Annotated in this window: 22 protein-coding genes; 9 read left to right on the top strand and 13 right to left on the bottom strand. The window is 70.5% G+C overall.

Annotated features, from left to right (window positions below):
- Positions 1-104: 104 nt before the first annotated feature.
- From QWI33_RS29335 to QWI33_RS08730, 3 genes are all read right to left on the bottom strand, one after another.
- Positions 105-344: a DUF7455 domain-containing protein gene (locus QWI33_RS29335; protein ID WP_030162469.1), complete on the bottom strand. Its 240-nt coding sequence runs from the start codon at positions 342-344 to the stop codon at positions 105-107.
- Between the two features lie 311 nt (positions 345-655).
- On the bottom strand, positions 656-2,242 hold the full coding sequence (locus QWI33_RS08735) for an RNA polymerase sigma factor (protein ID WP_289956854.1): 1,587 nt from the start codon (positions 2,240-2,242) through the stop codon (positions 656-658).
- A gap of 216 nt (positions 2,243-2,458) precedes the next feature.
- Positions 2,459-2,974, bottom strand: coding sequence for a LytR C-terminal domain-containing protein (locus QWI33_RS08730; RefSeq protein ID WP_289956852.1), 516 nt, complete (start codon positions 2,972-2,974; stop codon positions 2,459-2,461).
- A 351-nt stretch (positions 2,975-3,325) separates the two neighbouring features.
- Here QWI33_RS08730 and QWI33_RS08725 point away from each other — a divergent pair, with 351 nt between their 5' ends.
- On the top strand, positions 3,326-3,622 hold the full coding sequence (locus QWI33_RS08725; protein WP_270115560.1) for a DUF4193 domain-containing protein: 297 nt from the start codon (positions 3,326-3,328) through the stop codon (positions 3,620-3,622).
- Positions 3,623-3,777: 155 nt separating this feature from the next.
- Here the strand turns inward: QWI33_RS08725 and QWI33_RS08720 are convergent, their stop codons facing one another.
- A complete protein-coding gene (locus QWI33_RS08720) occupies positions 3,778-4,257 on the bottom strand; it encodes a DUF3093 domain-containing protein (RefSeq protein ID WP_289956847.1) in 480 nt (159 codons plus the stop codon).
- 73 nt (positions 4,258-4,330) lie between these two features.
- Between QWI33_RS08720 and dut the strand changes: the two genes are divergently transcribed.
- Genes dut through QWI33_RS08700 form a run of 4 tightly spaced genes read left to right on the top strand, consistent with a single transcriptional unit; the run spans position 4,331 to position 6,718 of the window.
- Entirely contained in the window at positions 4,331-4,807 is a 477-nt protein-coding gene (gene dut, locus QWI33_RS08715; protein ID WP_289956845.1) for a dUTP diphosphatase, read from the top strand.
- The gene (locus tag QWI33_RS08710) at positions 4,800-5,540 is read left to right on the top strand and encodes a DUF3710 domain-containing protein (protein WP_289956843.1); all 741 of its coding nucleotides are present in this window, start codon (positions 4,800-4,802) and stop codon (positions 5,538-5,540) included. Before dut ends, QWI33_RS08710 begins: the two co-directional genes overlap by 8 nt.
- 49 nt (positions 5,541-5,589) lie before the next feature.
- On the top strand, positions 5,590-5,937 hold the full coding sequence (locus QWI33_RS08705; protein WP_289956841.1) for an OB-fold nucleic acid binding domain-containing protein: 348 nt from the start codon (positions 5,590-5,592) through the stop codon (positions 5,935-5,937).
- Positions 5,938-5,971: 34 nt separating this feature from the next.
- Complete coding sequence (locus tag QWI33_RS08700; protein ID WP_289956840.1) at positions 5,972-6,718, top strand: DUF3159 domain-containing protein; 747 nt, start codon at positions 5,972-5,974, stop codon at positions 6,716-6,718.
- A gap of 48 nt (positions 6,719-6,766) precedes the next feature.
- Here QWI33_RS08700 and QWI33_RS08695 read toward each other — a convergent pair whose 3' ends face one another.
- From QWI33_RS08695 to QWI33_RS08680, 4 genes are all read right to left on the bottom strand, one after another.
- A complete protein-coding gene (locus tag QWI33_RS08695; protein ID WP_289956838.1) occupies positions 6,767-7,912 on the bottom strand; it encodes a lytic polysaccharide monooxygenase auxiliary activity family 9 protein in 1,146 nt (381 codons plus the stop codon).
- A 172-nt stretch (positions 7,913-8,084) separates the two neighbouring features.
- Positions 8,085-9,140, bottom strand: a complete 1,056-nt coding sequence (locus tag QWI33_RS08690) for a lytic polysaccharide monooxygenase (RefSeq protein ID WP_289956835.1) — start codon at positions 9,138-9,140, stop codon at positions 8,085-8,087.
- 117 nt (positions 9,141-9,257) lie between these two features.
- Positions 9,258-9,923 (bottom strand): potassium channel family protein, encoded by a 666-nt coding sequence (locus QWI33_RS08685; RefSeq protein WP_289956832.1) that lies wholly within the window; start codon positions 9,921-9,923, stop codon positions 9,258-9,260.
- Positions 9,920-10,588 carry a potassium channel family protein gene (locus QWI33_RS08680; protein WP_289956830.1) on the bottom strand — a complete coding sequence of 223 codons (669 nt, stop codon included), beginning with the start codon at positions 10,586-10,588 and terminating at the stop codon, positions 9,920-9,922. The genes QWI33_RS08685 and QWI33_RS08680 overlap by 4 nt, the downstream gene beginning before the upstream one ends.
- 175 nt (positions 10,589-10,763) lie before the next feature.
- Here QWI33_RS08680 and QWI33_RS08675 point away from each other — a divergent pair, with 175 nt between their 5' ends.
- From QWI33_RS08675 to QWI33_RS08660, 4 genes are all read left to right on the top strand, one after another.
- Positions 10,764-11,798, top strand: a complete 1,035-nt coding sequence (locus QWI33_RS08675) for a S66 peptidase family protein (protein ID WP_289956828.1) — start codon at positions 10,764-10,766, stop codon at positions 11,796-11,798.
- Between the two features lie 82 nt (positions 11,799-11,880).
- Positions 11,881-13,854 carry an APC family permease gene (locus QWI33_RS08670; protein WP_289956827.1) on the top strand — a complete coding sequence of 658 codons (1,974 nt, stop codon included), beginning with the start codon at positions 11,881-11,883 and terminating at the stop codon, positions 13,852-13,854.
- Positions 13,855-14,001: 147 nt separating this feature from the next.
- Positions 14,002-15,183: a class I SAM-dependent RNA methyltransferase gene (locus QWI33_RS08665; RefSeq protein WP_289956826.1), complete on the top strand. Its 1,182-nt coding sequence runs from the start codon at positions 14,002-14,004 to the stop codon at positions 15,181-15,183.
- 72 nt (positions 15,184-15,255) lie between these two features.
- Positions 15,256-16,116 (top strand): hypothetical protein, encoded by an 861-nt coding sequence (locus QWI33_RS08660; RefSeq protein WP_289956824.1) that lies wholly within the window; start codon positions 15,256-15,258, stop codon positions 16,114-16,116.
- 144 nt (positions 16,117-16,260) lie between these two features.
- Here QWI33_RS08660 and QWI33_RS08655 read toward each other — a convergent pair whose 3' ends face one another.
- From QWI33_RS08655 to QWI33_RS08635, 5 genes are all read right to left on the bottom strand, one after another.
- Positions 16,261-17,409: a DUF5685 family protein gene (locus QWI33_RS08655; protein ID WP_289957204.1), complete on the bottom strand. Its 1,149-nt coding sequence runs from the start codon at positions 17,407-17,409 to the stop codon at positions 16,261-16,263.
- Between the two features lie 646 nt (positions 17,410-18,055).
- Complete coding sequence (locus tag QWI33_RS08650; RefSeq protein WP_289956822.1) at positions 18,056-18,967, bottom strand: glycine betaine ABC transporter substrate-binding protein; 912 nt, start codon at positions 18,965-18,967, stop codon at positions 18,056-18,058.
- Between the two features lie 50 nt (positions 18,968-19,017).
- Positions 19,018-19,917 (bottom strand): ABC transporter permease, encoded by a 900-nt coding sequence (locus QWI33_RS08645; protein ID WP_289956819.1) that lies wholly within the window; start codon positions 19,915-19,917, stop codon positions 19,018-19,020.
- Positions 19,914-20,984, bottom strand: coding sequence for a quaternary amine ABC transporter ATP-binding protein (locus QWI33_RS08640; protein WP_289956818.1), 1,071 nt, complete (start codon positions 20,982-20,984; stop codon positions 19,914-19,916). Before QWI33_RS08640 ends, QWI33_RS08645 begins: the two co-directional genes overlap by 4 nt.
- Before the next feature lie 278 nt (positions 20,985-21,262).
- A complete protein-coding gene (locus QWI33_RS08635; RefSeq protein WP_289956816.1) occupies positions 21,263-22,162 on the bottom strand; it encodes an amidohydrolase family protein in 900 nt (299 codons plus the stop codon).
- Positions 22,163-22,382: the final 220 nt, after the last annotated feature.

The raw sequence follows: 22,382 nt of genomic DNA, 5'->3' as shown, positions 1-22,382 counted from the left end.
ACCGCCCGCGGGCGGTCCCATTGCTCGTCTTGATATTCAATGGTTTCGAAACGAATCGGGGCCCGAGCGGCATGCCGCTCGGGCCCGTCTCAAGCCTGTGTGCGCTAGTTCTGCGAGGCCATGAGGTCGGTGCCGCGCCACTCGAATTCGGGGTCGGCGGTGAAGTCGATGGCGATCGGCACGAGCTTCTCGGCGAACTGGTTCGCGTGGTGGCCGCAGAAGACGAGGTCGCCGCCTTCGGCCAGGGTCACACGAAGCTTTGCCGCGGCGCTACACCGATCGCAGCGCTCGCCCGCGATCGGACGTTCCTCCGTCTGGGGCGGGGGCGTCAGGGTGGATGTCATACCAGGTCCTCCGCTGCGTTCGGTTCGCTGTGCACTTGCACAGCAATGCATCTCTATAGTCGGCCTGTTGACCGGCTCGTTCCGTTCAACGCCTGCACTGTACTCCCTCTTCCCGACAGTTCCCGACTGAGACTGGGCTCACTCGGTGCCGCCGGTCCGATGGTTGTTCCACACCGTAGCCCACGGAACGGCGATCGACAACCCGGCACGAGAGTAAGGTACCCACCCGATCGGGTGATACACCGCAGCTCGCAGCCGTGCCGTGTCGTCGAGTTCCATTACGCCGGGAGCGAAATGACCGCGGTTCAGGCCTAGTCGAGGTAGTCGCGAAGGACCTGTGAACGCGACGGGTGCCGCAGCTTCGACATGGTCTTCGACTCGATCTGGCGGATGCGCTCACGGGTGACCCCGTAGACCTGGCCGATCTCGTCGAGGGTGCGCGGCTGGCCGTCGGTGAGGCCGAACCGGAGCCGGACGACGCCCGCCTCGCGCTCGGAGAGGGTCTGCAGCACCTGCTGGAGCTGGCCCTGGAGGAGCGAGAAGGAGACCGCGTCGACGGCCACGATGGCCTCGGAGTCCTCGATGAAGTCGCCGAGCTGGCTGTCGCCCTCGTCGCCGATGGTCTGGTCGAGGCTGATGGGCTCGCGCGCGTACTGCTGGATCTCGAGGACCTTCTCCGGGGAGATGTCCATCTCCTTGGCGAGTTCGTCCGGGCTGGGCTCGCGGCCCAGGTCCTGGAGCAGCTCACGCTGTATGCGGCCGAGCTTGTTGATGACCTCGACCATGTGGACCGGTATGCGGATGGTCCGCGCCTGGTCGGCCATGGCCCGGGTGATCGCCTGCCGGATCCACCAGGTGGCGTACGTGGAGAACTTGTAGCCCTTGGTGTAGTCGAACTTCTCGACGGCGCGGATGAGACCGAGGTTGCCCTCCTGGATCAGGTCCAGGAACGCCATGCCGCGGCCGGTGTAGCGCTTGGCGAGGGAGACGACGAGGCGGAGGTTCGCCTCGAGGAGGTGGTCCTTGGCGCGGTCGCCGTCGCGGACGATCCACTCGAGGTCCCGGCGCATCTGCGTGGGGATCTCCTCGCCGGCCTCGCGGAGCAGCTTGAGGCGCTCGACGGCGTACAGGCCGGCCTCGATGCGCTTGGCGAGCTCGACCTCCTGGGCCGCGTTGAGGAGCGGCACCTTGCCGATCTGCTTGAGGTAGGCGCGGACCGAGTCGGCCGAGGCGGTCATCTCGGCGTCCTTGCGGGCCTGCTTGAGCGCCTCCGAGTCCTCCTCGTCCCACTCGAAGTCGTCGCCCTCTTCGTCGTCTTCGCCGTCCTTCTTGGACTTTCCGCGGGTGGCGGCCTTCTTGGCCGCCTTCTTGCGGGTCGCCTTCTTGGCGGGTGCGGCGGCGGCGGCTTCGGCGAGCGCGTCCTCGTCGGCGGCGGCGAGGTCGGCCTCGTCGGGCTCCTCGCCGTCGACGGGCTTCTTCGCCGCGACCTTCTTCGTCGCCTTCTTCGCGACGGCCTTCTTAGCGGTCTTCTTGGCGGCCTTCTTGACCGGGGACTCCTCGCCCGCCTCTTCGGCAGGGGCGGCGGCGGCCTTCTTGACCGCGGTCTTCTTCACCGTGGTCTTCTTGGCGGCCTTCGCGGTGGTGGTCCGGGAGGAGGTGGCGGTGCGGGCGGCGGGGACGCGCTTGCGCGTGGAGGCGGAACCGTCCACGACCACGGTGACCTCGGCCTCGGCCAGGGCGCGGAGCACCTTCTTGCCCTCGGCGGGGGAGGCCTGCACCGACTCCAGAACCTGGGCGACCGTCGCGGACGTCAGCTGCCCGTTGCTCTCTCGGGCCAGAGCGAGCAACGAGTCGGTCAGGGAATTGACGTCTGTGCCGGTGGGACGTGCGTCAGTCACGAGCAACCTTCCGAGGCAATGGCGGGCACGGCGCAGCCGGGCTCCATAGCGGGTGAGCGTTGGATATTGGGTCGGCAGCCCAGGTCGGCACAACGACCGGGCAGGCGTGAATTGTAGCGCCGAAAATCGCCTGCGGCCCGTCCGTGGTGCCGTTTCGAGCTGTGTTTCCGCATTTTCAGTGTCAATGTGTCGCAGCACGTGGGGTGTGACGGCGCTCTATTCTACCGTGCAGGTGCCTTCCGGCGCCTCGCCGATGCCGCCCTGTGCGAAGGACTGCCGCGCGTCGGAAGCCGAGCGTACCTCTGCGAAGTCGTCGCCGAGGACGACGGTGATCGGCTTGTCGCCCCAGTCGAGGTCGAACATGTCGTGGCCCTGGTAGAAGTACGCGTGGGCGTGGACGCCGGCCGCGTACTGGTCGGGGCCGTAGTACACCAGCGCGGTGCCGTCGTAGTCCTCGTCCGCGTCACCCGTCTCGGTGACGATGAACCCGCGGTCCTCCAGCTGCGCGGCGGCCTGCTCGGCCAGGCCGTCCCGGTCGGTGCCGTTGAGGACGACCAGCTCGATCTCCTCGGGCTTGGGGATCGGGGCGGTCTTGATCTCGACCGCGCCGGGCGGGCAGTCGCCGCTCGCGGAGGTCTGCGAGTCGTTGCGTATGGCCCAGACCGTGACCAGGCCCGCGATCAGTGCCAATGCGCATAGGACCGTCAAAGCGCGGATACGAGCGATACGCACGGCTGCCTCCCCGAATCTCCAACAAGTGTCGACGAATGTCTGCACTTAGACGAGCCGACGGCCCGCAAACGTTGCCATCCGAAAGGCTATCGTGCGCGGGTCGTCTCCGTGGGCGAGAGGCGGTCACTCACCGCCCTTGACACAGAAGTGTTTCTCGCCACAATGGGGATGAAAAACCCAGGGGCATCGTGTATAGGAATGGACTGCACGCGGTAAGGTACGCCGCCTGCAGGGACGGAACCGAACCCGCCAGGACCCGAGCCGGGCCGCTGTGTCACCCGAACACTCCAGCGGCAACCCGCCGCGCTCGGTCCCTGAGCCGCAAAAGCAACCAATTGGGAGTGGAAAACGATGGCAACCGACTACGACGCCCCGCGCCGCGACAAGGAAGAGACCGCCGGGACCGACGGCATTGACGCCCTCGCGAAGGGCCGCACCGATCAATCGGGGTCGGTGGACGTCGACGAGGCCGAGGTCGCGGAGAACTTCGAACTGCCCGGCGCCGACCTGGGCGACGAGGAGCTCTCGGTGAAGGTCCTGCCGATGCAGCAGGACGAGTTCCGATGCTCCAGCTGCTTCCTGGTCCACCACCGCAGCCAGTTCGCCAAGGAGAAGAACGGGCAGCCGATCTGCAAGGACTGCGCCTAGCGGTCAGACCCCGACTGCGCAGTCCCGACGACTGCGCGGCCTGAACGACGGTGCGGCAGGATCACAATGCCCCTCGGATAGCGCACGGCTCGCAGGACGCCTCCTGCGGGCCGTCTCGCTTGTCCGGGGCCCCGATCCTTGCCCCGGTACAGGCCCTAGGCCTCTACGGACTCCCGCGCGGCCGTCAGGGCGGCCTTGAGCCGCTCGGGACGCCGCGAGGCGACGATCCAGTAGGGGGTCGGGTCATCGGGGTCGTCCAGGACGATCCGCAGCCCGCGGTTGATCCACGGCCGCTGCACCGCGAACGCCAGCGGATGCTGGGCCACGCCCAGCGCGTCCGAGTACGCGACCGGCTCCAGCACCTGCACCTCGGCCACCGCCGACATCGGCAGCTTCGCGTCGTCCACGTGGAGCCACACCTCGCCGCCGGACTCGGCGACGCTCACGCGCAGGCGGCCCAGCCACCACGCGCCCGCGACCACCGCGACCATGAGCGCGACGCTCGCCGTCACCCGCCACCAGCGCATGTCGCCGAAGTTGGACAAGGCCCCGGCCAGCACCGCCGCCGCGATCACGGCGAGCCAACCCGCCACCGGCAGACTCATCCGCTCGGCGTACCGTTCCCCACTCCTCATACCTGAGACGATATCCCCGCACTGTGCACCTCCTTCGAGGCGTGCTTCCGCGAGTGAGAGGAACCCGACGACGATGAGCATCGAAGTCCCGGTCGCCGTCCGGCGGCTCGACCCCGACCTGCCGCTGCCCGCCTACGCGCACCCCGGCGACGCGGGCGCGGACCTCTGCGCCGCCGAAGGGGTCGCGCTGGCCCCCGGGCAGCGGGCCCTCGTCGGCACCGGCGTCGCCGTCGCGATCCCCGAAGGGCACGTGGGGTACACGAACCCGCGCTCCGGGCTCGCCCACCGGCTCGGCGTCACCATCGTGAACGCGCCCGGCACGATCGACTCCGGCTACCGCGGTGAGATCAAGGTCAACCTCGTGAACCTGGACCCGGACCGGACCGCCGTCATCGAGCGCGGAGACCGTATCGCACAATTGGTAGTCCAACCGGTTGTGCGAGCCCGTTTCACCGAGGTCGACGACTTCGCGCCGACGCAGCGCGGCGCGAGCGGCCACGGTTCCACCGGCGGGCACCGCCGACTTGCAGAGGAGAGCGAACGTGTTTAAGCGGCGAAAGTCGAAGAAGCAGCGCCCCGCCGAGGGCGCCGTCCTCGACTCCCTGGCCGAGAGCGGGGAGACCTTCGAGCACGAGGCCACCCAAGGCCCCTTCGACGTGGCCGACGCCCCCGACGACGACGTCCGCCGCATCGACCTGGGAGCGATCCGACTCCCCGTCCCCAAGGGCGTGGGCTTCCAGGCCCAGACCGACGCCAAGGGCAACATCAGCCAGGTCCTGCTCACCACCGGCTCCTCCGCGCTCCAGCTGCTCGTGCGCGCCGCGCCCCGCAGCGAGGGCATCTGGGACGAGTTCCGCGGCGAGCTCACCGCCCAGGTCACCGGCCAGGGCGGCGAGGTCCAGGAGGTCGAGGGCGCCTGGGGCGTCGAGCTCATCGCGAAGGTCACCACCAAGAAGGGCACCAACTCGGTGCGCTTCTGCGGCATCGACGGCCCCCGCTGGTTCGTGCAGGCCACCTTCCAGGGCCAGCGCGCCCTCGACGAGGCGGCCGCCCCCGAACTCGACGAGGCCCTGCGCCTGCTCGTGATCGACCGCGGCTCGACCGCGATGCCGGTGCGCGAGCCGCTGCCGCTGAAGCTCCCGCCGAAGATGGCCGAGGAGGCCGCCGCGCGCATCGCGCAGCGCAAGGCCGACGGCGGCGACGGCAGCCGCGCCATCATCGCCGCCGGCGACACCCCCCGCCCGCAGGTCCGCCGCAAGCCCTCGCCGCGTCCCAAGCGGTAGGGCCGGGACGATCGACACCTCGCGGGCCGTCCCCGCCAAGGGCGGGAGGGTGAAGAGCTGGCTCAAGCGGATCGCCGCGCCCTCCCAGGAGCTGTTCGCCGACGAGATCCGCCGCGAGTCGGACCCCGACACGGCCCCGATCGAGTCGCTCGAGCCCCGGCAGCTCGCCGTGGTCGCCGGCCGCCTGCGCACCGTCGTGCTGCGCACCGACGGCCGTTCACCTTCTGTGGAAGCCGAACTCTTCGACGGCACCGGTCAGGTCGCATTGGTCTGGATGGGTCGACGGCGTATCGTGGGCCTTGAGGCCGGGACCAGGCTCGTCGCCCGAGGCCGCGTGGCCCAGCTGGGCGACGGCCGGCTCGTCGTCTACAACCCGATCTACGAACTGCGCCCCTGAGCGCGGACCAGCCACACGACCTGGAAGGCCCGCATTGAGCACCGAGACGCCGGCCCACGAGACCGACACCGAGCCGGAACAGGCCGAGAGCGAGGTCCGCGAGGCCGCCGCCCGCCGCGAGCCGGACGACGACCTGCCGCCCTTCACCGAGCAGCTCTCGCAGCAGCTCGGCGGCGTCAAGGGCGTCGTGGAGGCCGCGGTCCCGATCACCCTGTTCGTGGTGCTCAACCCGCTCCTGCCCGACCGGATGGGCCCGATGAGCGGCCTCCAGTGGGCCATCCTCATCTCCGCCGCGAGCGCCCTGGCGATCGCCGGCTGGCGCGCCGCCCGCAAGGAGTCGATGCGCCACGCGCTCAACGGCCTCTTCGGCATCGCGCTCGGCGCGTTCCTCGCCTGGAAGTCGACGGACGCCCGCAACTTCTACCTGCCCGGGATCATCCAGGGCTCGGTCTACGGCGTGCTGCTCATCGTCTCGGCGCTGGTGCGCCACCCGATCATCGGCTGGATCTACGCCGTGGTCGCCCAGGGCGGCAAGAAGGAGTGGCGCGAGAACAAGCCGCTCGTCGACATCCTGAGCCGGATCACGATCCTGTGGGGCGTGGTCTTCATCGTCAAGAACGCGGCCCGCATCTGGCTGTACTACCTGGACGCGGACAACGCGCTGGGCCTGGTGACGCTCTTCGGCGGCTGGCCCGTCACGATCGCGTTGACGGCCTTCACCATCTGGGCGGTCCGCCGCAGGATGAAGGCCGTCGAAGCCGCCGCGCCCAGCGCGGCGTGAACACGGACTCGAGCAGGCGCGGCGCCGGTGGGCGCCGCGCCTTTCGCGTCAGCTCGGCAGGCAGTCGAACGCGGGCGCGCTCGCGAGCGACCCGGAGACGTTGAGTCCGAACTCGACGGAGCCGCCGACCGGGATCGCCTGGTTCCAGGAGACCGGTGCGGCCATCTGCATGCCGCCCATGGTGGAGAGCGTGGCGTTCCAGCTGTTGCTGAGCGTCACCCCGCTGGGCCACTGCCAGTGCAGCATCCAGTTGTGGATGGCCTGCGTCCCGGTGTTGGCGACCTTCACCGTGACCGTGGCGCCCGAACCCCAGCTGTTGACCGTGGCCGTCGCGGCGCAGGCGTACCCGGCGGGGCCGCCCGTGGTGGGCTCCTCGGTGGTCGGGTCCGGGTCGGTCGGCTCGTCGGTGGTGGGGGAGGGCTCGTCCGGCGTGATCGTCGGGGTGGGCCCGCCGGGGCCGAACCACACGTCGGAGCACGCGTAGAAAGTCTGGTCCTGGTGGCTGGCCTGCCAGATCATGTACACGACGTGGTGGCCGGTGCGGCCGGGGGCGCTCACGGGGATGTCGACGAGGGTGCCGCCGCCGGTGGCGGGCGGTCGCCCGACGCCGGGGTTGATGTCGCCGGTGTCCTTCACCAGTTCCAGGTCGGCCCAGTCGAGGGCGTCCGTCTGGGCGTTGTAGCCCTGCTTCGTGACGTAGATCCGGTAGTAGTCGGCGCCGTGGTTGGCCTGGTCCCAGTTGGTGAACGTGAAGCTCGAGTCCACTTTGGTGGTGACCCAGTCGCCGGGGGTGTCGAGCGCCGCGTACCGGGTGCCGCCTGTCCGCCCTCCGGAGCACAGCTGGTTGTCGGGAACGGCCGCTTGGTGGTCGCCGCCGACCTGCTCCCGGTAGAGGCCGTTCCAGTTCCACATGGCGTTGGTGTCGTTCTGCCAGGCGGCCCAGCACATCGGGTCCTCCTGCTCCATCGCCGGGTTCTGGAAGTCCGAGCCCCAGCGTTCCCAGCAGCCGTAGTGGCGCGAGTCGGGGCCGATGGCGGTGCCGTGGCTGGAGGCGGGCTGGACGAACACGATCGCCGCGGTCCCGGCCGCGAGGATCGCGGCGACGGCGACGATGAGGCTGCGGAGGCGCCGCCGCCGCTGCCTGCCGTCCGTTGTGTCGGCGGGGTGGCCGCCGAACCTGTTGAAGTGCAACATGAAAGCGCTCCCAGAATGATAGGAACATTGAGAATCTTCAATGTATCTGTTCGGAAAGCCCCTTGTAAACACCGGTTGCCGAATTTTCGACGTCCGACCCGCCGAATACTTCCGGAACACGCGCGAACGCGGCCCCGGCCGAAGGGCCGGGGCCGCGCTGCGGTGCCGCGTCCTAACTGGGGAGGCAGTCGATCTCCGGCATCGAGCTCAGCGAGCCGTTGACGTTGAAGCCGAACGACACCGAGCCTCCCGGCGCGATCGCCTGGTTGTAGGAGACCGGTGCGGCCATCTGCATGCCGCCCATCGTGGAGTGCTCGGCGCTCCACATGTTGCTCACCGTGACCCCCGAGTTCGCCCACGTCCAATGGAGCATCCACGAGTTGACCTTGCGGGTCCCGGTGTTCGACACCGTGACCGTGACCGTGGCCCCGGTGTTCCAGCTGTTGATCGAGGCGCTGGCCGCGCAGGCGAGGTCCTCCGCGGGGCCGCCCGTGGTGGGCTCCTCGGTCGGGTCGTCGGTCGGCTCACTGGTCGGGTCGGTCGGCTCCTCGGTGGGGCCGCCCTCGCCGAACCACACGTCCGAGCAGGAGTAGAAGGCCTGGTCGGTGTGGCTGGCCTGCCAGACCACGTAGACGATGTGCCGTCCGGTGCGCCCGGGGGCGCTCACGGGGATGTCGACGGCCTCGCCCGGCTCGTAGACGCCCGTGGAGGCGACCCGCTGGAGGTCGGCCCAGTCGAGCGAGTCGGTGGTCGCGTCGTAGCCCTGCTTGGACACGTACACCCAGTAGTAGTCGCCGCCGTGGACGGCGGTGTCCTCGTAGTGCAGCGTGAAGTTGTTCTCGAGCGGCGTCGTGTGCCAGGCGCCGGCGACGTCGAGGGAGTTGTAGCGGCCGCCTTCGGCGCGCCCGCCCGAGCAGAGCTGGTTGTCGGGGATGCGCGTCTCGTGCTGGCCCTGCAGGCCCTCGCGCAGGAGGCCGTTCCAGTTCCACATGGTGTTCGGGTTGGCCTGCCAGGCCTGCGCGCACATCGGGTCGGTGTCGGCCATGTCGGGGTTGAGGTGGTCGTCGCCCCAGCGCTCCCAGCAGCTGTACTGCCGGGACGGCGGGCTGGTGGCGGTGCCGTGGCTCGCGGCCGGCTGGATGAAGACGAACGCGGAGACGACCGCCGCGGCGAGCGCGGCGAGGATGACGATCACCTTCCGGAGGCGATGTCGGGTGAGCTTGAACATGAGAGCGCTCCCAATCGAAGGAAATTGATAAACATCAATGTAACTCGACTGGGCTCCCCTGTAAAGCCGGGTGCGCCGGTAAAGTCCAGAAGCGACCGATTCTCGCGGCGCCCTCGGTCAGCGGCGCTTGCCGAGGATGACCGAGCGGGTCGCCTCTTCGGAGTCCTCATTGCACACGAACACCAGCTCGTCGCCCGACTCGAGCGTGTCGTCGGCGCTGGGGGCGATGACGCGGCGGCCGCGGATGATGGCCACGAGCGCCACGTCGTGCGGCAGCGGGACGTCGGCCACGCGGTTGCCCACGTGCGGGGCGTCCAGCGGCAGCGTGATCTCGACCAGGTTCGCCTGCGACTGGCGGAAGGTCAGGAGCCGCACCAGGTCGCCGACGCTGACGGCCTCCTCCACGAGCGCGGCGAGCAGCCGCGGCTTGGAGACGGAGACGTCGACGCCCCACTCCTCGTTGAACAGCCACTCGTTCTCGGCGCGGTTGACGCGCGCGACCACGCGCGGCACCGCGAACTCGGTCTTCGACAGGAGGCTCACCACCAGGTTCACCTTGTCGTCGCCCGTCGCGGCCACGGCCACGTCGCAGCCTTCGAGGTGCGCCTGGCGCAGGTTCTCCAGCTCGCACGCATCCGCGAGCAGCCACTCGGCCTCGGGGACCCGCTCGGGCCTCATGGAATCGGGGTCGCGCTCGATGAGGAGCACCTGGTGGCCGTTGCCGACCAGCTCCGCGGCGATCGACCGGCCGACGTTCCCGGCCCCGGCGATGGCGACCCTCATGCGGCACCTCCCTGCGGGGCGTCGCCCGCGATCTCGCGGATGCGGCCCTCGTCGCCGTCGGCGACGAGCATGTACACCTGGTCGCCGTCCTGCAGCACCGTCGAGGGGGTCGGCAGGGTCGCGCGGCCGAAGCGGGTGATGTACGCGACCCGGTGGCCGGTGGCCTGCTCGAGGTGGGCCAGCGCGGTGCCGTACCAGGCCTCGTCGCAGAGGATCTCGACCATCGACAGGCTCGCGGTCGGGTCGCGCCACAGCGGCTCCTGGTCCTCCGGCAGGAGGTGGCGCAGCAGCCGGTCGGCCGTCCACCGCACCGTCGCTACCGTCGGAATGCCAAGGCGCTCATAGACACTGGCGCGCTGCGGGTCGTAGATGCGGGCGATCACGTTGGGGACGCCGTAGTTCTCGCGGGCGACCCGCGCGGCGATGATGTTCGAGTTGTCGCCCGAGGAGACCGAGACGAACGCGTCCGCCCGGTTGATGCCGGCCTTCGCGAGGACCTCGCGGTCGAAGCCGACGCCGCGCACGGTCGTCTCGTCGAAGTCGGGCCCCAGGCGGCGGAAGGCCTTCGGGTTCTGGTCGATGATCCCGATCGTGTGCCCGCGCTCCACCAGGCTCCGCGCCAGGGACGAACCCACGCGGCCGCAGCCCATGATCACCACATGCACCCGGCTTCACCTCTCGCTCCGACACTGATCCCGTGACCATACCGCGCCGCCCGCAGCGCCCCGGGCCGGACGCTTCGAGTCGGGTGAACACCGAGAAAACCCGGCCGGAGAGGGTACTGAACCGACCGTCCAAAAGCGTCTAGTGGGAGTAGGAACGATCCGAAGGAGCCCTTGCATGCGCAACGACCACCGCCCCTCCCTCTCCCGGCGCGCCCTCATCGGCGCGGTCGCCGCCGGAGCCGTCGCTGCGACCGCCCAGGCCGCGCCCGCCGCTGCGGCCAAGGCCCGCAAGCCCGCCAAGCTCGAAGCGGGCGACCTCGTCGTCGTGCCCGCCCCGGGCGGCCCCACCACGGCCGCGGCCGTCGCGAGGGGCATCGCGATCCTCGAAGGCTGGGGCCTGCGCGTCGAGCTGACCGAGCACGCGCTCGACACGTACGGCTGGCTCTCCGCGCCCGACGAGGACCGCCTGGCCGACCTCCAGTACGCGCTCGACCACAAGGAGGCCAAGGCGGTCATGACCGCCCGCGGCGGCTACGGGACCACCCGCATCATCGACGACGTGAGCTTCAAGGGCCTCAAGAAGCACCCGAAGCTCATCGTCGGCTACTCCGACATCACCGCGCTGCACCTCGCCGCCCGCCACCACACCGGACTCTCGAGCCTGCACTCGCCGATGGTCGCCTGGTCCTCCAACAACACCGCCGCGACCGCCGAGTCGCTGCGCACGGCCCTCATGACCACCGACCCGGTCGTCCTCACCCGCGACCCGCTCGAACCCACGTCCGCCGTCAACGTCCCCGGCACCGCCTCGGGACCGCTCTACGGCGGCAACCTCTCCCTGCTCGACGCCGAACCCGACGACAACCACCTGCCGGACGCCGACGGCGCGATCCTCTTCATCGAGGACACCGACGAGTCCCGCTACAAGATCGACGGGATGCTCACCCGCTACCTGCGCGCCGGGCACCTCGATCGGCTGGCCGGGATCGCCGTCGGCCAGTTCACCCCCTTCGAGCACGACGAGTACAAGCCGGGGGAGTGGACGATGAACGAGGTCCTCATGGACCGCCTCGGCGGCCTCGGCATCCCCGTCCTCGGCGGCCTCAAGGTCGGCCACGGCCTCGACCCGCGCGTGATGCCGCTCGGCACCCAGGCCGTGCTCGACGCCGACGCGGGCACCCTGACGATCGAAGCCGCCGTAGCGGACTGAGCCGCACCGGCCGGGGCCCGCCGCGCGCCGGGTCCCGGCCGACGGTCCTGCGGGCGCGCCCCGGCCGGTAAGGTCGAAGGTTGTGACCCGGTCCTTGTCCGTCTTCAAGCGGCTGCTCGTCGGCGAGCCGTTCGCCTCCGGGCAGCGGCCGCCCTCGCTGGCGCTGTCCAAGCGGTACGCCATACCCGTGCTGGCGGTCAACCCGATCTCCTCGCTCGCCTACGCCCCCGAGCAGGTGTTCCTCGTCCTCGGCGTCGCCGGGACGGCCGCCTACGCGTACTCGGTGTGGACCGGTCTCGCCGTCGCCGCCGTCATGGTCGTCGTCATCGCCTCCTACCGGTACACCGTGCAGGCCTACCCGGGCGGCGGGGGCGACTACCGGGTGGTCGCCGCGAACTTCGGGCCCGGGGCGGGCCGCCTCGCCGCCGCCGCGCTCGTCCTCGACTACATCCTCACCGTCGCCGTCTCGGCCTCCGCCGCGGTCGCCGCCCTCGACGTGCTCGTACCCGGCCTCGGCCCCTGGCGGGAATGGGCCGGGGCGGGCGCGATCGTGCTCCTGGCCGCGTTCAACCTCCGCGGCTTGCGCGTCTCCGGCCGCTTCGCCGCCGCCGTCACCGTCGCGTTCGTCGCGGGCGTGGCCGCGCTGCTCATCGCCGGGTTCATTCGCATCGGCGCGGGGGAGGAGCTCACCGCCGCGACCGCGAGCGCCACGACCGCCGAGGACCGCGAATGGACCTCCGCGGCCCTGTTCATCCTGTGCGCCAGGGCCTTCGCCGCCGGATCGGTGGCCGTGACCGGCATCGAGACGTTCACGACCCGCGTCCGCTTCTTCCGGCCCCCGCGCGGGCGCAACGCCGCCGCCGCGATCACCGCCGTCGGCGGCGCCACCCTCGCGCTCTTCACCGGCGTCGTCGTCCTCGCCTACCTCGTCGGCGCCCAGTCCTCCGCCGAGCCGGGCGCGGCCGGCTACCTCCAGCACCCGCTGCTCGCCCAGCTCTCCGACACCGTCTTCAACGCCTCGCCCGCCGCCGTCACCCCGATCATGCTCGCCACCGCCGGGGTCCTCCTCCTCGCCGCGAACACCGCGTTCGTGGGCTTCCCGCAGCTCGCCTCGGTCTTCGCCGAGGACTCGCTCCTGCCCCGCCAGCTCCACAAGCGCGGCGACCGGCTCGTCTACTCCAACGGCATCCTCATCCTCGGCGCCGGCGCCGCGCTCCTGGTCGTCCTCTTCGGCGGCCGCACCTTCGAGCTCATGGGCCTGTACATCGTCGGCGTGTTCCTCTCGATGGTCCTGGCGAACGCCGCGATGGTCCGCCACTGGCGGCGCGTCCTCGGCGTCGAACGCGACGAGGCCCGCCGCTCCCGGGCCCGCCGCGCCCTCGCCACGGCGCTGCTCGCCGCACTGGCGTGCGCGGTCGTGCTCGTGATCGTGGCGCTCACCGACTACCGGCGCGGCGGGTGGATCGCCGTGCTCATCATCGGCGGCTGCTACCTGCTCATGCGCTTCATCGCGCAGCACTACACGGCCGTGCGCGAGGAGATCGAGCTGCCGCAGGGCAAGCCGCGCCTGCCCGCGCGCAGCCACGCGATCGTGCTCGTCTCCAGCGTCAACCTGCCGCTCATGCGGATGCTCTCCTACGCCAAGGCGACCAGGCCCGACACGCTCACCGGCCTCTCGGTCAACGTCGACGCCGCCGCCTCCCGCCAGCTCCTGGCCGAATGGGAGCGGCGGGGCATCAAGGTCTCGCTCACCGTCGTCGACTCCCCGTACCGCGAGATCACCGGCCCCATCGTCGACTACGTGAAGGCCCGGCGCCGCGACGCGCCGCGCGACGTCGTCACGGTCTACCTGCCCGAGTACGTGGTCGGGCAGGGCCCGCAGCCCGGGCGCCTCTCGCGCGGCTACTTCACCTGGTCCACGAACCTGCTCCACAACCAGACCACGAAGGCGATCCGCCGCCAGCTCAAGTACGAGCCGGGCGTCATGGTCTGCATCGTGCCGTGGATCCTCGGCGAGAGCACCGAGCCGCCGCCCCTGCGCCGGGTGCACAAATGACCCGGCCGCGGACGACACGGCCGCGAACATCGCTGTAAGCAGGGACGCCCCCCGCCGCAGGGCCGTCCCGGCCCCCCGCGATCCCCTGTACCCTGGCGTGCGGCCCGGTCCGGGCCGCCGAAAGCATTGAGCAGGGGGATGAGGACGATGATCGTCACCGTTGGGGACGTCGCCGCCGGAGGCCACTGCGTGGCCCGCGTCGAAGGCGAGGTCTACTTCGTGCGGCACGCCCTGCCCGGCGAGACCGTCCGCATCGAGGTGAACGAGCGCAAGAAGAAGTTCGCGTTCGCCGACGCCGTCGAGATCATCGAGGCCTCGCCCGACCGCGTCGAGCCCCCCTGCCCCTACGCCGGACCCGGCAAGTGCGGCGGCTGCGACTTCCAGCACGCCAAGCCCGAGGCGCAGCGCCGCCTCAAGGCCAAGGTCCTGTTCGACCAGCTCACCCGCATCGGCGGCGTCGACCCCGCCAAGCTCGAAGGCGTCGAGGTCGAGGAGCTGCCCTGGGACGAGGGCGCGCTCGGCTGGCGCACCCGCATGCAGTACGCCGTGGACGAGGACGGCAAGCCCGGCCTGCGCGTCCACAAGTCGCACGACCTCGTGCACATCGACGAGTGCGCGATCGCGACCGAGCGCATCCGCGAGTCCGACCTCCTCACCAAGACCTGGGACGGCATGGGCGCCGTAGGCGTCGTCGACTCCCAGGACGAGGAGCTCGCCGTCTACACGCAGCTGCGCCGCACCGCCCGCCCGCACCACAAGAGCGGCCCCAAACTCGTCCACCAGACCGTCGGCGGCAACGAGTACGCCATCGACTTCGACGGGTTCTGGCAGGTCCACCCGGCCGCCGCGCCCGCGTTCCTCGCCTGCGCCCTCGAGTTCCTGAACCCGCAGGAGGGCGAGTCCGCCTGGGACCTGTACGCCGGGGCCGGGATCTTCGCCGCCGGGCTCGCCGAAGCGGTCGGCGACACCGGCCGCGTCGTGGCCGTGGAGAACGCCCGCTCCTCCCGCACCGCCTCGAACCTCAGCGCTTGGAAGAACGCCGGGGCCATCGAGGACGACGTCGCCTCCATCACGCCCAACCTCGGCTCGGTCGACCTCGTCGTGCTCGACCCGCCGCGCAGCGGCGCCGGGCCCGAAGTCGTCGTGGCCCTGGGCGAAGCGCGCCCGCGCGCGATCTGCTACATCGCCTGCGACGCCGGCGCGCTGGCCCGCGACGCCAAGGACCTCGCGATCGAGGGGTACGAGATCACCCGCATCCGCGCCTTCGACGCGTTCCCGATGACGCAGCACTTCGAGACGATCGCCCTGTTCGAACTCGTCGACTACTGACCGGGGGCGGCGCCACCGGCGGCGTTGCGATAACTTGATCACCGCACCCGCCCCAGTCCTCGGAGCCGATCGATGACCAACCCTCCCTACGCAACAGGGCCCGCGAGCGAGCCGAATCCACAGCAGAGCGGACCCGGCTCGCCGTCCTTCCAGTACCGCCCGCACGACCCTTACGGGACCTTCACGCCCGGTCAGCCGACCGGGCCGGTGCTGCCGCCCGCGCCCACGTTCTGGCAGCGCTGGGGCATCCTGCCGATGGAGGGCCGCCTGAAGCAGGTCACGTGGATGCTGCAGCTGCTGTGGATCTACCTGGCCGCCGCCGTGCTGCTCGTGCTGCTCTCGCTGGCCTTCTCGGCCGCGATCGCCGGGTTCTTCGGCACGAGCGCAGGGCTGGTGCTCAACCTCGTGTTCGGGGGCCTCTGCGTTGCGGCCACCCTCGTCCTCATCTGGGCGACCGCCCGAGAACGCGTGGGCCGCTTCGGCTTCGAGAACCCGCGCAAGCTCTTCTACATCGGACTCGGGTTCCTCGGCTGCTGCGCGCTGCCCGGTTTCATCGGCGTGTTCAAGGTGCCGTTCGCGCTCGTGCAGGTCCTCGCCCTCCTCGGCGTGCTCGGCCTGGTCTTCACCAAACGCGTGGGCGCGTGGCTCCGCGACACCCCCGGCAACCGGTCCGCCAAGGCCGCCGAGCAGCCTGCCGCCACCGACGACCAGGTGTTCCCCGGCTACCAGCCGCCGCCTCCCCAGTGGAGGGACGCGGCGGTGCCGCCGCCCGTGTCGCCCTCGCCCGCTCCACTGATCGACGGCTCGCAAGCTTCGCCGAGACCTGGTCAGGTATCCCCGCCGCCGGTGGCAGGCGCGTACCGCCCGCCGCTCCAGCCGCCCCCCGCGCACGGCCCGACCGCGCCCCAAGGCTGGCCCCAGCCCCCGCAGTAGCGCAGCGCGGGTGTGTTCGAGCGATCCACTCCGTTCGCTGCGAACGCCGCCTCCGCACGCCTGCGGAGGCCCCGCCGCGATCCCGGCGCCAACGAGCCGCCAGTCGCATTGCGAGCCAACGGCATCGGCAAGCGCCGCGAACCCTTAGTCGCAGCCGCACCCGCAGCAGTCGCCGTCGCAAGGGCAGCAGTCGCAGCAGTCGCAATCGCGGCAGCAGCCCTCGCGGCGCAGCCGCGACCACGGGCCCTCGTACTCCTCGCGGCAGCACATCTGGCACGTGCAGCACAGCACCGTGAACGCGCACAGGCCCGCGAAGAAGTTCCGCGGCTCCGGGCGGTAGTGGCCGTGGTCGTAGCGGCTCCGGCGCTCGTAGCGGCGGTCGCGGCGGTAGTCGCGCCGCTCCCGGTACCCGCGCCGCTCAGCGGTCTGATGCGACTGATGGGCCGAGCAGGTCGCCCCGAAGGTCTTCGTGAACGCATGGCGCGCATAGCGGTCCAGCAGCAGCTCCGTCAGCGTCGCGTCGACGATCACGGCCGAGTCCAAGGCCCGCTTCATGTCGGCGAGCGCGCCCTTCGCCAGCAGGCGCGCGTCCTCGATCCCGGAACCGGTGGCGGCCAGCGGGTTCCACGCTCCGCGCTCGGCGTCCTCCTCGAAGTCGTCCGCGGCGTCGAGCAGGTGCGCGAGGCGGCCGAACGCCGCCCCGGCGGTCCGGAACGCGTCGGCGTTCTCCGGACGCCCGCCGATGAACGCGGCGTGCGCGAACAGCTCGGCGGTGGCCGCCTCGGTCGGCGCGGTGACGGCCGTGAGCGGCGTGCCCGGCCCGGAGCCCGCCTCGATCCCGCGCTGGCCCTCGATCAAGGCGAAGAGCGGCGCGGTGTCGAGTTCGATCGAGTCGCCGATGGCGGCCGCCTTGGTGCGCAAGCGGTCTGCGGTGAGCCCCGCGATGCCGCGCGCGCCCGGTTTGGCGGCGAAGCCGTCGCCGTCCTCCACATGGTCGCGGATCTTCGCCGAGGCGAGCAGCAGCGAGGCGGTCGCCGCGAGGCGGGGGCCGCCTCCGGTGGCGATGCGCTGGCGGCGCATGCCGCGCAGGGCGCAGGGGCCGGCGTTGCGGCTGTCGGCGTCGTCGCCCTGCTGGGCTTCGACGAGCACGGAGAGGGCGAGCGCGTCGTAGTTGGTGGTGAGCCGCGCGAACTGGCCCGCGTCGTCGCGCAGTTCGAGGCAGAGGCCGCAGAAATGCCCCATCCAGCGGGGTTTGAGGTCTTCGGGAGTGCGGGACGGACAGGGCGCGAGCATGCCGAACAAGTGGTCTCCTAGCGCTCGACGGCGGGCCGGGGGATGACGCGTGGCGGCCTGCCGTTGGGGGCGGGTCTCCGCAGATGGTATCGGTGGGGCGCAACGCGGTGGGGTACGGCGGCTTCGAGTGGAGGACGCGACGCGACCGCCGAGCGCGGGATCGGCGGTCGCGCGTGGGAGGCGTGCAGGGACTGAGGCGCTAGGCGAGGGGGGCGGCCCGCGAAGCGCACTGACATATTAGCACTTTCGCATGAATCCGAGGACAATTTCGAGTCGAACGCGGGCACGTGTCCGATGCGATCGCCAGGTGCGTCCCGTTCGTCCGGTCCCGGCGCAGCCGAGCGGACCACGGTACGGGTGTCGAAGTCGAACGGCGGACCGCCGAGGTCCGGGCCGCGATGAATGGCATCGGCGGGGGTCGACCGGTCCCATGGCGCATCGGCGCGAATCCGCCGGCGCCGCGTCCGCACGCGAAAAGTGCGGGACCGGAACTCCGGTCCCGCACCAGGGGCCACCGCCTGTGGGGGCGGCGGCCCTGCGTGCACGGGCGGGGCGGCGCTGGAGGTCGGCTGAGTCCTCGTTCCTGCCGCGGGGCGACGAGCCCCGGCGCCGACCCGCGCCGTACGCGCAGGGGTGGCTCGCGTCGCTAGGCGACGAGGTCCGAGAACTCGTTGTCCTGCAGCCAGGCGGCCACGCCCGCCTGCACGTCGCCCTCGTGCTCCGAGAACACCGTGTTCTCCAGGCCGGCCAGCTGCTCGTCGCTCATCGCGAACGTGCCCAGGGCCTCGGCCACATCGGCGAACTCCTCGCTGAATCCCAAGCGCGCCAAGGTGTTGATCGTCTCGGCCTCGCCCAGCGTCACCTCGGGGTCCGCCAGGTTCTTCAGGTCGTACTTCGCGTACGCCCAGTGCGGCTGCCACAGGGTCACCACGATCGGCTCCTCGGCCGCGATCGCACTGTCGAGCTCGGTCAGCATCGCCGTGGTCGACGAGGTCTCCAGCGTCAGGTCCGTGATCCCGTACGTGGGGATCGCGCCGTTCTGCACCGCCTCGGTCAGGCCCGCGCTGGCCTCGATGCCGACGATCCTGCCGCCGAAGAGGTCAGCGTTCGCATTGAGGTCGGCCAGGGACTCGACGTCCACATAGGCCGGAACGGCGACGGTGAGCGCCGCGTTCTCGTTCCAGGTGCCCAGCTGCTCGAGCTGGTCGCCGTAGGTCTCCATGTACGTCTGGTGCGTGATCGGCAGCCAGCCGTCGAGGAACACGTCCAGGTCGCCCGAGGACAGGCCCTCGAACAGGGGTCCGACCTCGGTGAACTCCTGGGCGGTGACGGTGTAGCCCGAGGCCGTGAGCGCCTGGCGCCACAGCTCGGTGGCGACGACCGCCTCGTCCCAGTTGATGTAGCCGATCGTGATCTCGCCCTCGCCCTTGGGCAGGCCGAAGTCCACGCCCTCGGCCGAGGCCTCGCCGGGCTCCTCTTCGACGGAGCATCCCGCGAGCGTCAGCGGGACCGCGGCGCCGGTGGCGATGGCGCCCTTCATGATCGAACGTCGTTGCATCGTTCCTTCTCTCCGGCGCGGGGGCGCGCGCCATGGGTGGGTTCGGGGGATTAGCGGGCGAGCTTCGCGGCCCGCGCGACCGGCGTGCGGTCGGACAGGCCCTGCGTCACCCGGTCGAGCAGGATCGCCAGGAGCACCACGGCCAGGCCGGCGTTGAAGCCGGCGGCGATGTCCAAGCGGCCCAGGGACCCGGAGATGACCGAGCCGAGGCCGCCGCCGCCCACGAGGCCCGCGATGACCACCATGGACAGTGCGAGCATGATGACCTGGTTGAGCCCGGCCATGATCGTCGGCAGCGCGAGCGGCAGCTTGATGCGCGCGAGGATGCGCGCGGGGGAGGCGCCGAAGGCCTGGCCGGCCTCCACGACCTCGCCGTCCACCTGGCGCAGGCCGAGTTCGGTGAGGCGCACGCCCGGCGGCATCGCGAAGATGATCGTCGCGATGATCCCGGGCACCACGCCGACGCTGAACAGCATCACGACCGGGATGAGGTACACGAACGCCGGCAGCGTCTGCATGAAGTCGAGCACCGGCCGCGCGATCGCCGAGACCGCCTTGCTCTCGGCGGCGGCGATGCCCAGCGGTATCGCCAGCAGGATCGCGATGGCGGCCGAGACGAGGACCATCGACAGGGTCTGCATCGTCTCCTCCCAGTACGGAGTCCACGCGACGACGAACATGCCCAGGCCGATGCCCGCGCCGAGCTTCCAGCCCTTCGCGGCCCACGCCAGTGCGGCGAACAGCAGCACCATGACTCCCGAAGGGAGCCAGAGCAGTCCGTCCGCCAAATGCAGGTACAGGAACTCGAGCCCGGTGTCGACGGCGTCGAACCCGGCGGCCCAGGCGTCCCTCGCCCAGCGGATGAACGACTCCATCCAGTCGCCGAACGGCATGTCGGGCAGGGGCTTCCAGATGTAGGTCCAGAGCCAGTTGCGGAGGTACTCGATCATGCGGGCTGGCGCTCCTCTTCGATCGCGGTGCCGGGCTCGGCGGCGGGGTCCGGTGCGGAGTCGTGCGACAGCGACTTGATGATGGAACGGGGCGTGACCACCCCGAGCGGATCGGCGTTGTCGTCCACGACCAGCAAGGGGGCCTTGGAGTTCAGGACCGGCTCGTACAGCTCGTTCACCGGCACGTCCGACTCCACTGTGGTGAACGCGCTGGTGTCCCGGGTCCCGCAGGGCTCCATGACGGCCTCGGCGGTGAGCACGCGGGTGCGGTCCACGTCGGCGGTGAACTCGGCGACGTACTCGTCGGCCGGGTGCATGAGGAGGTCCTCGGCGGTGCCCAGCTGCTTGACCTCGCCGTCGCAGATGGCGATCCGGTCGCCGATCCGCATGGCCTCGTTGAGGTCGTGGGTGATGAACACGATGGTCTTGCCGAGCTTGGACTGCAGGTCGAGCAGCTGGTCCTGCATCTCCTGGCGGATGAGCGGGTCCAGGGCGCTGAAGGCCTCGTCCATGAGCAGGATCTCGGTGTCGGCCGCGAGCGCGCGGGCCAGGCCCACGCGCTGCTTCATGCCGCCGGAGAGCTGGGCGGGGAGCTTGTCCTCGTGGCCGGCGAGGCCCACGAGCTCGACGGCCTCCCTCGCGCGCTCCAGTCGCTCGGCTTTGCCGAGGCCCTTGATCTCCAGGCCGAACGCGACGTTCTCGACCACGGTGCGGTGCGGCAGCAGCGCGAAGTGCTGGAAGACCATGCTGATCTTCTCGCTGCGCAGCCGCCGCAGCTCCCGGTTGGAGAGCGAGCCGAGTTCGACGCCGCCGATGCGGATGGTGCCGGAGGTGGGCTTGATGAGCCCGTTGAGCATCCGGATGAGCGTCGACTTGCCGGAGCCGGAGAGGCCCATGACGACGAAGATCTCACCGGGCTCGATCGACCAGTTGTGGTCGATCACCGCGGCGGTCACGTTCTTGGCCGTCAACTGGTCGCGCGGGGTGCCGCTCTTCAGCTGGGCGACGGCGCTTCGGGCGCCTTTGCCGAAGACCTTGTACAGGGAATCAACTGCTATCGCTGACATCTCGTCCTTTCGCAGCAGGGGGTTCCGGTTGGGGGCGGGAACCGGTGAAACACTAGTCAACACTTGTGTTTTTTCAACCCGAGCAGTGCGTGAGAAGACCGACACGGGACGTGGCTCTGCAGTGTTTTAGCAGCTCAACGACTCGATGAAGGATGTCTAATGAAGGCTGGTTTGATTGTCTACAATCCGACATTCTGAAGAATTGACGCCTGAGGGAGACCAAGCTGAGACATATTCGTTACCGTTTGACGAAGTGCTCCCGAAGGCCGGCCGCCGGTTCAGAGCCGGGCCGCCCTCGCCCGCGCCGACAGGACCGCCAGGTCCGTCTCGCTCAGCCCCAGCGCCCGCGCCTTCTCGTACTCGCCCGCGATGCTCGTGCCCATCCGCATCGGCGAATCCGTGCCGAGCACGACCGACATGCCCGCCTCCAGGAACCGCGGCAGCGGGTGGTCCTCCAGCTTCGCCACCATGCCCAGGACGACCGCCGAGGTCAGGCACACCTCCACGGTCACACCGCGTTCGGCCAGCATCCGCATGATCCCCGGGTCGCTCGCCGCACCCACGGCGTGCCCGATCCGACCGATCTGCTCGATCTCCGCCAGTGCCGCCAGGTTCGAGGCGTTGAACGCCCCCGCCGGCACCGTCACGCCCAGCCCGGCCGCGCCCGCCGCCTCGGCCACGATCCTCCCGCGCGTCCAATCCGCTTCGGCCGCATACGGAACGTAAATGATCTCGACGCCCGCCAGGCCCGCCGCGGCCGCGTCCGCGAACGCGTCGCACAGCTCCCGCAGCATCGGGTCCCACAGGTTCATGCTCAGCACCGCGCCCGCGCTGAAGCCCGGGAACGCCGCGGCCACACGCTCGCACGCCGCCGAGAACCGCTCCATGAACTGCGGATACACCACCGACTCCTGCGGCAGGCGCAGCTCCGTGTAGACCGCGCCGCCGCGCGCGGCCGCGACGAGCGCGTCCTCCAGGATGCCCTCGTAGACCTCCGGGGCCACCGCGTCGAGGTCGAACCGCGGCACGGCCGACATGCGCTGGAGCCGTGCCAGCCCGGGCGGGGCCGCGGTCTGCACGCTCTCGCGGCGGTCGGCCCAGTCCACCGGGGAGGAGCTCAACACCTGGTCGAGGCGCGCGGGCCATTCCGTGTTCTGGTGCAGGTCGATGAGATCCATGTTGGGATGATCACATTTGGATCACGGACCGGCCCGGTTTTACCCCGGCGTGTCCCTTTCGGGGAGTGACTGCTTTCCGACAGTAGGGCCTCCCGTCCCTCTTCCGGATGAATTCCCCGTGCGCCCGAGCGGGATCGAACGCGAGCCGCACCCGTCACGTCCGATCGCGCGAACCGTGATGCCGCTTCCCCCTCCTTGCCGCCTGGGTCACGGCCGGCGC

The sequence above is a fragment of the Glycomyces tritici genome (assembly GCF_030403505.1).
This window is presented reverse-complemented; position numbering and strand designations above follow the sequence as displayed.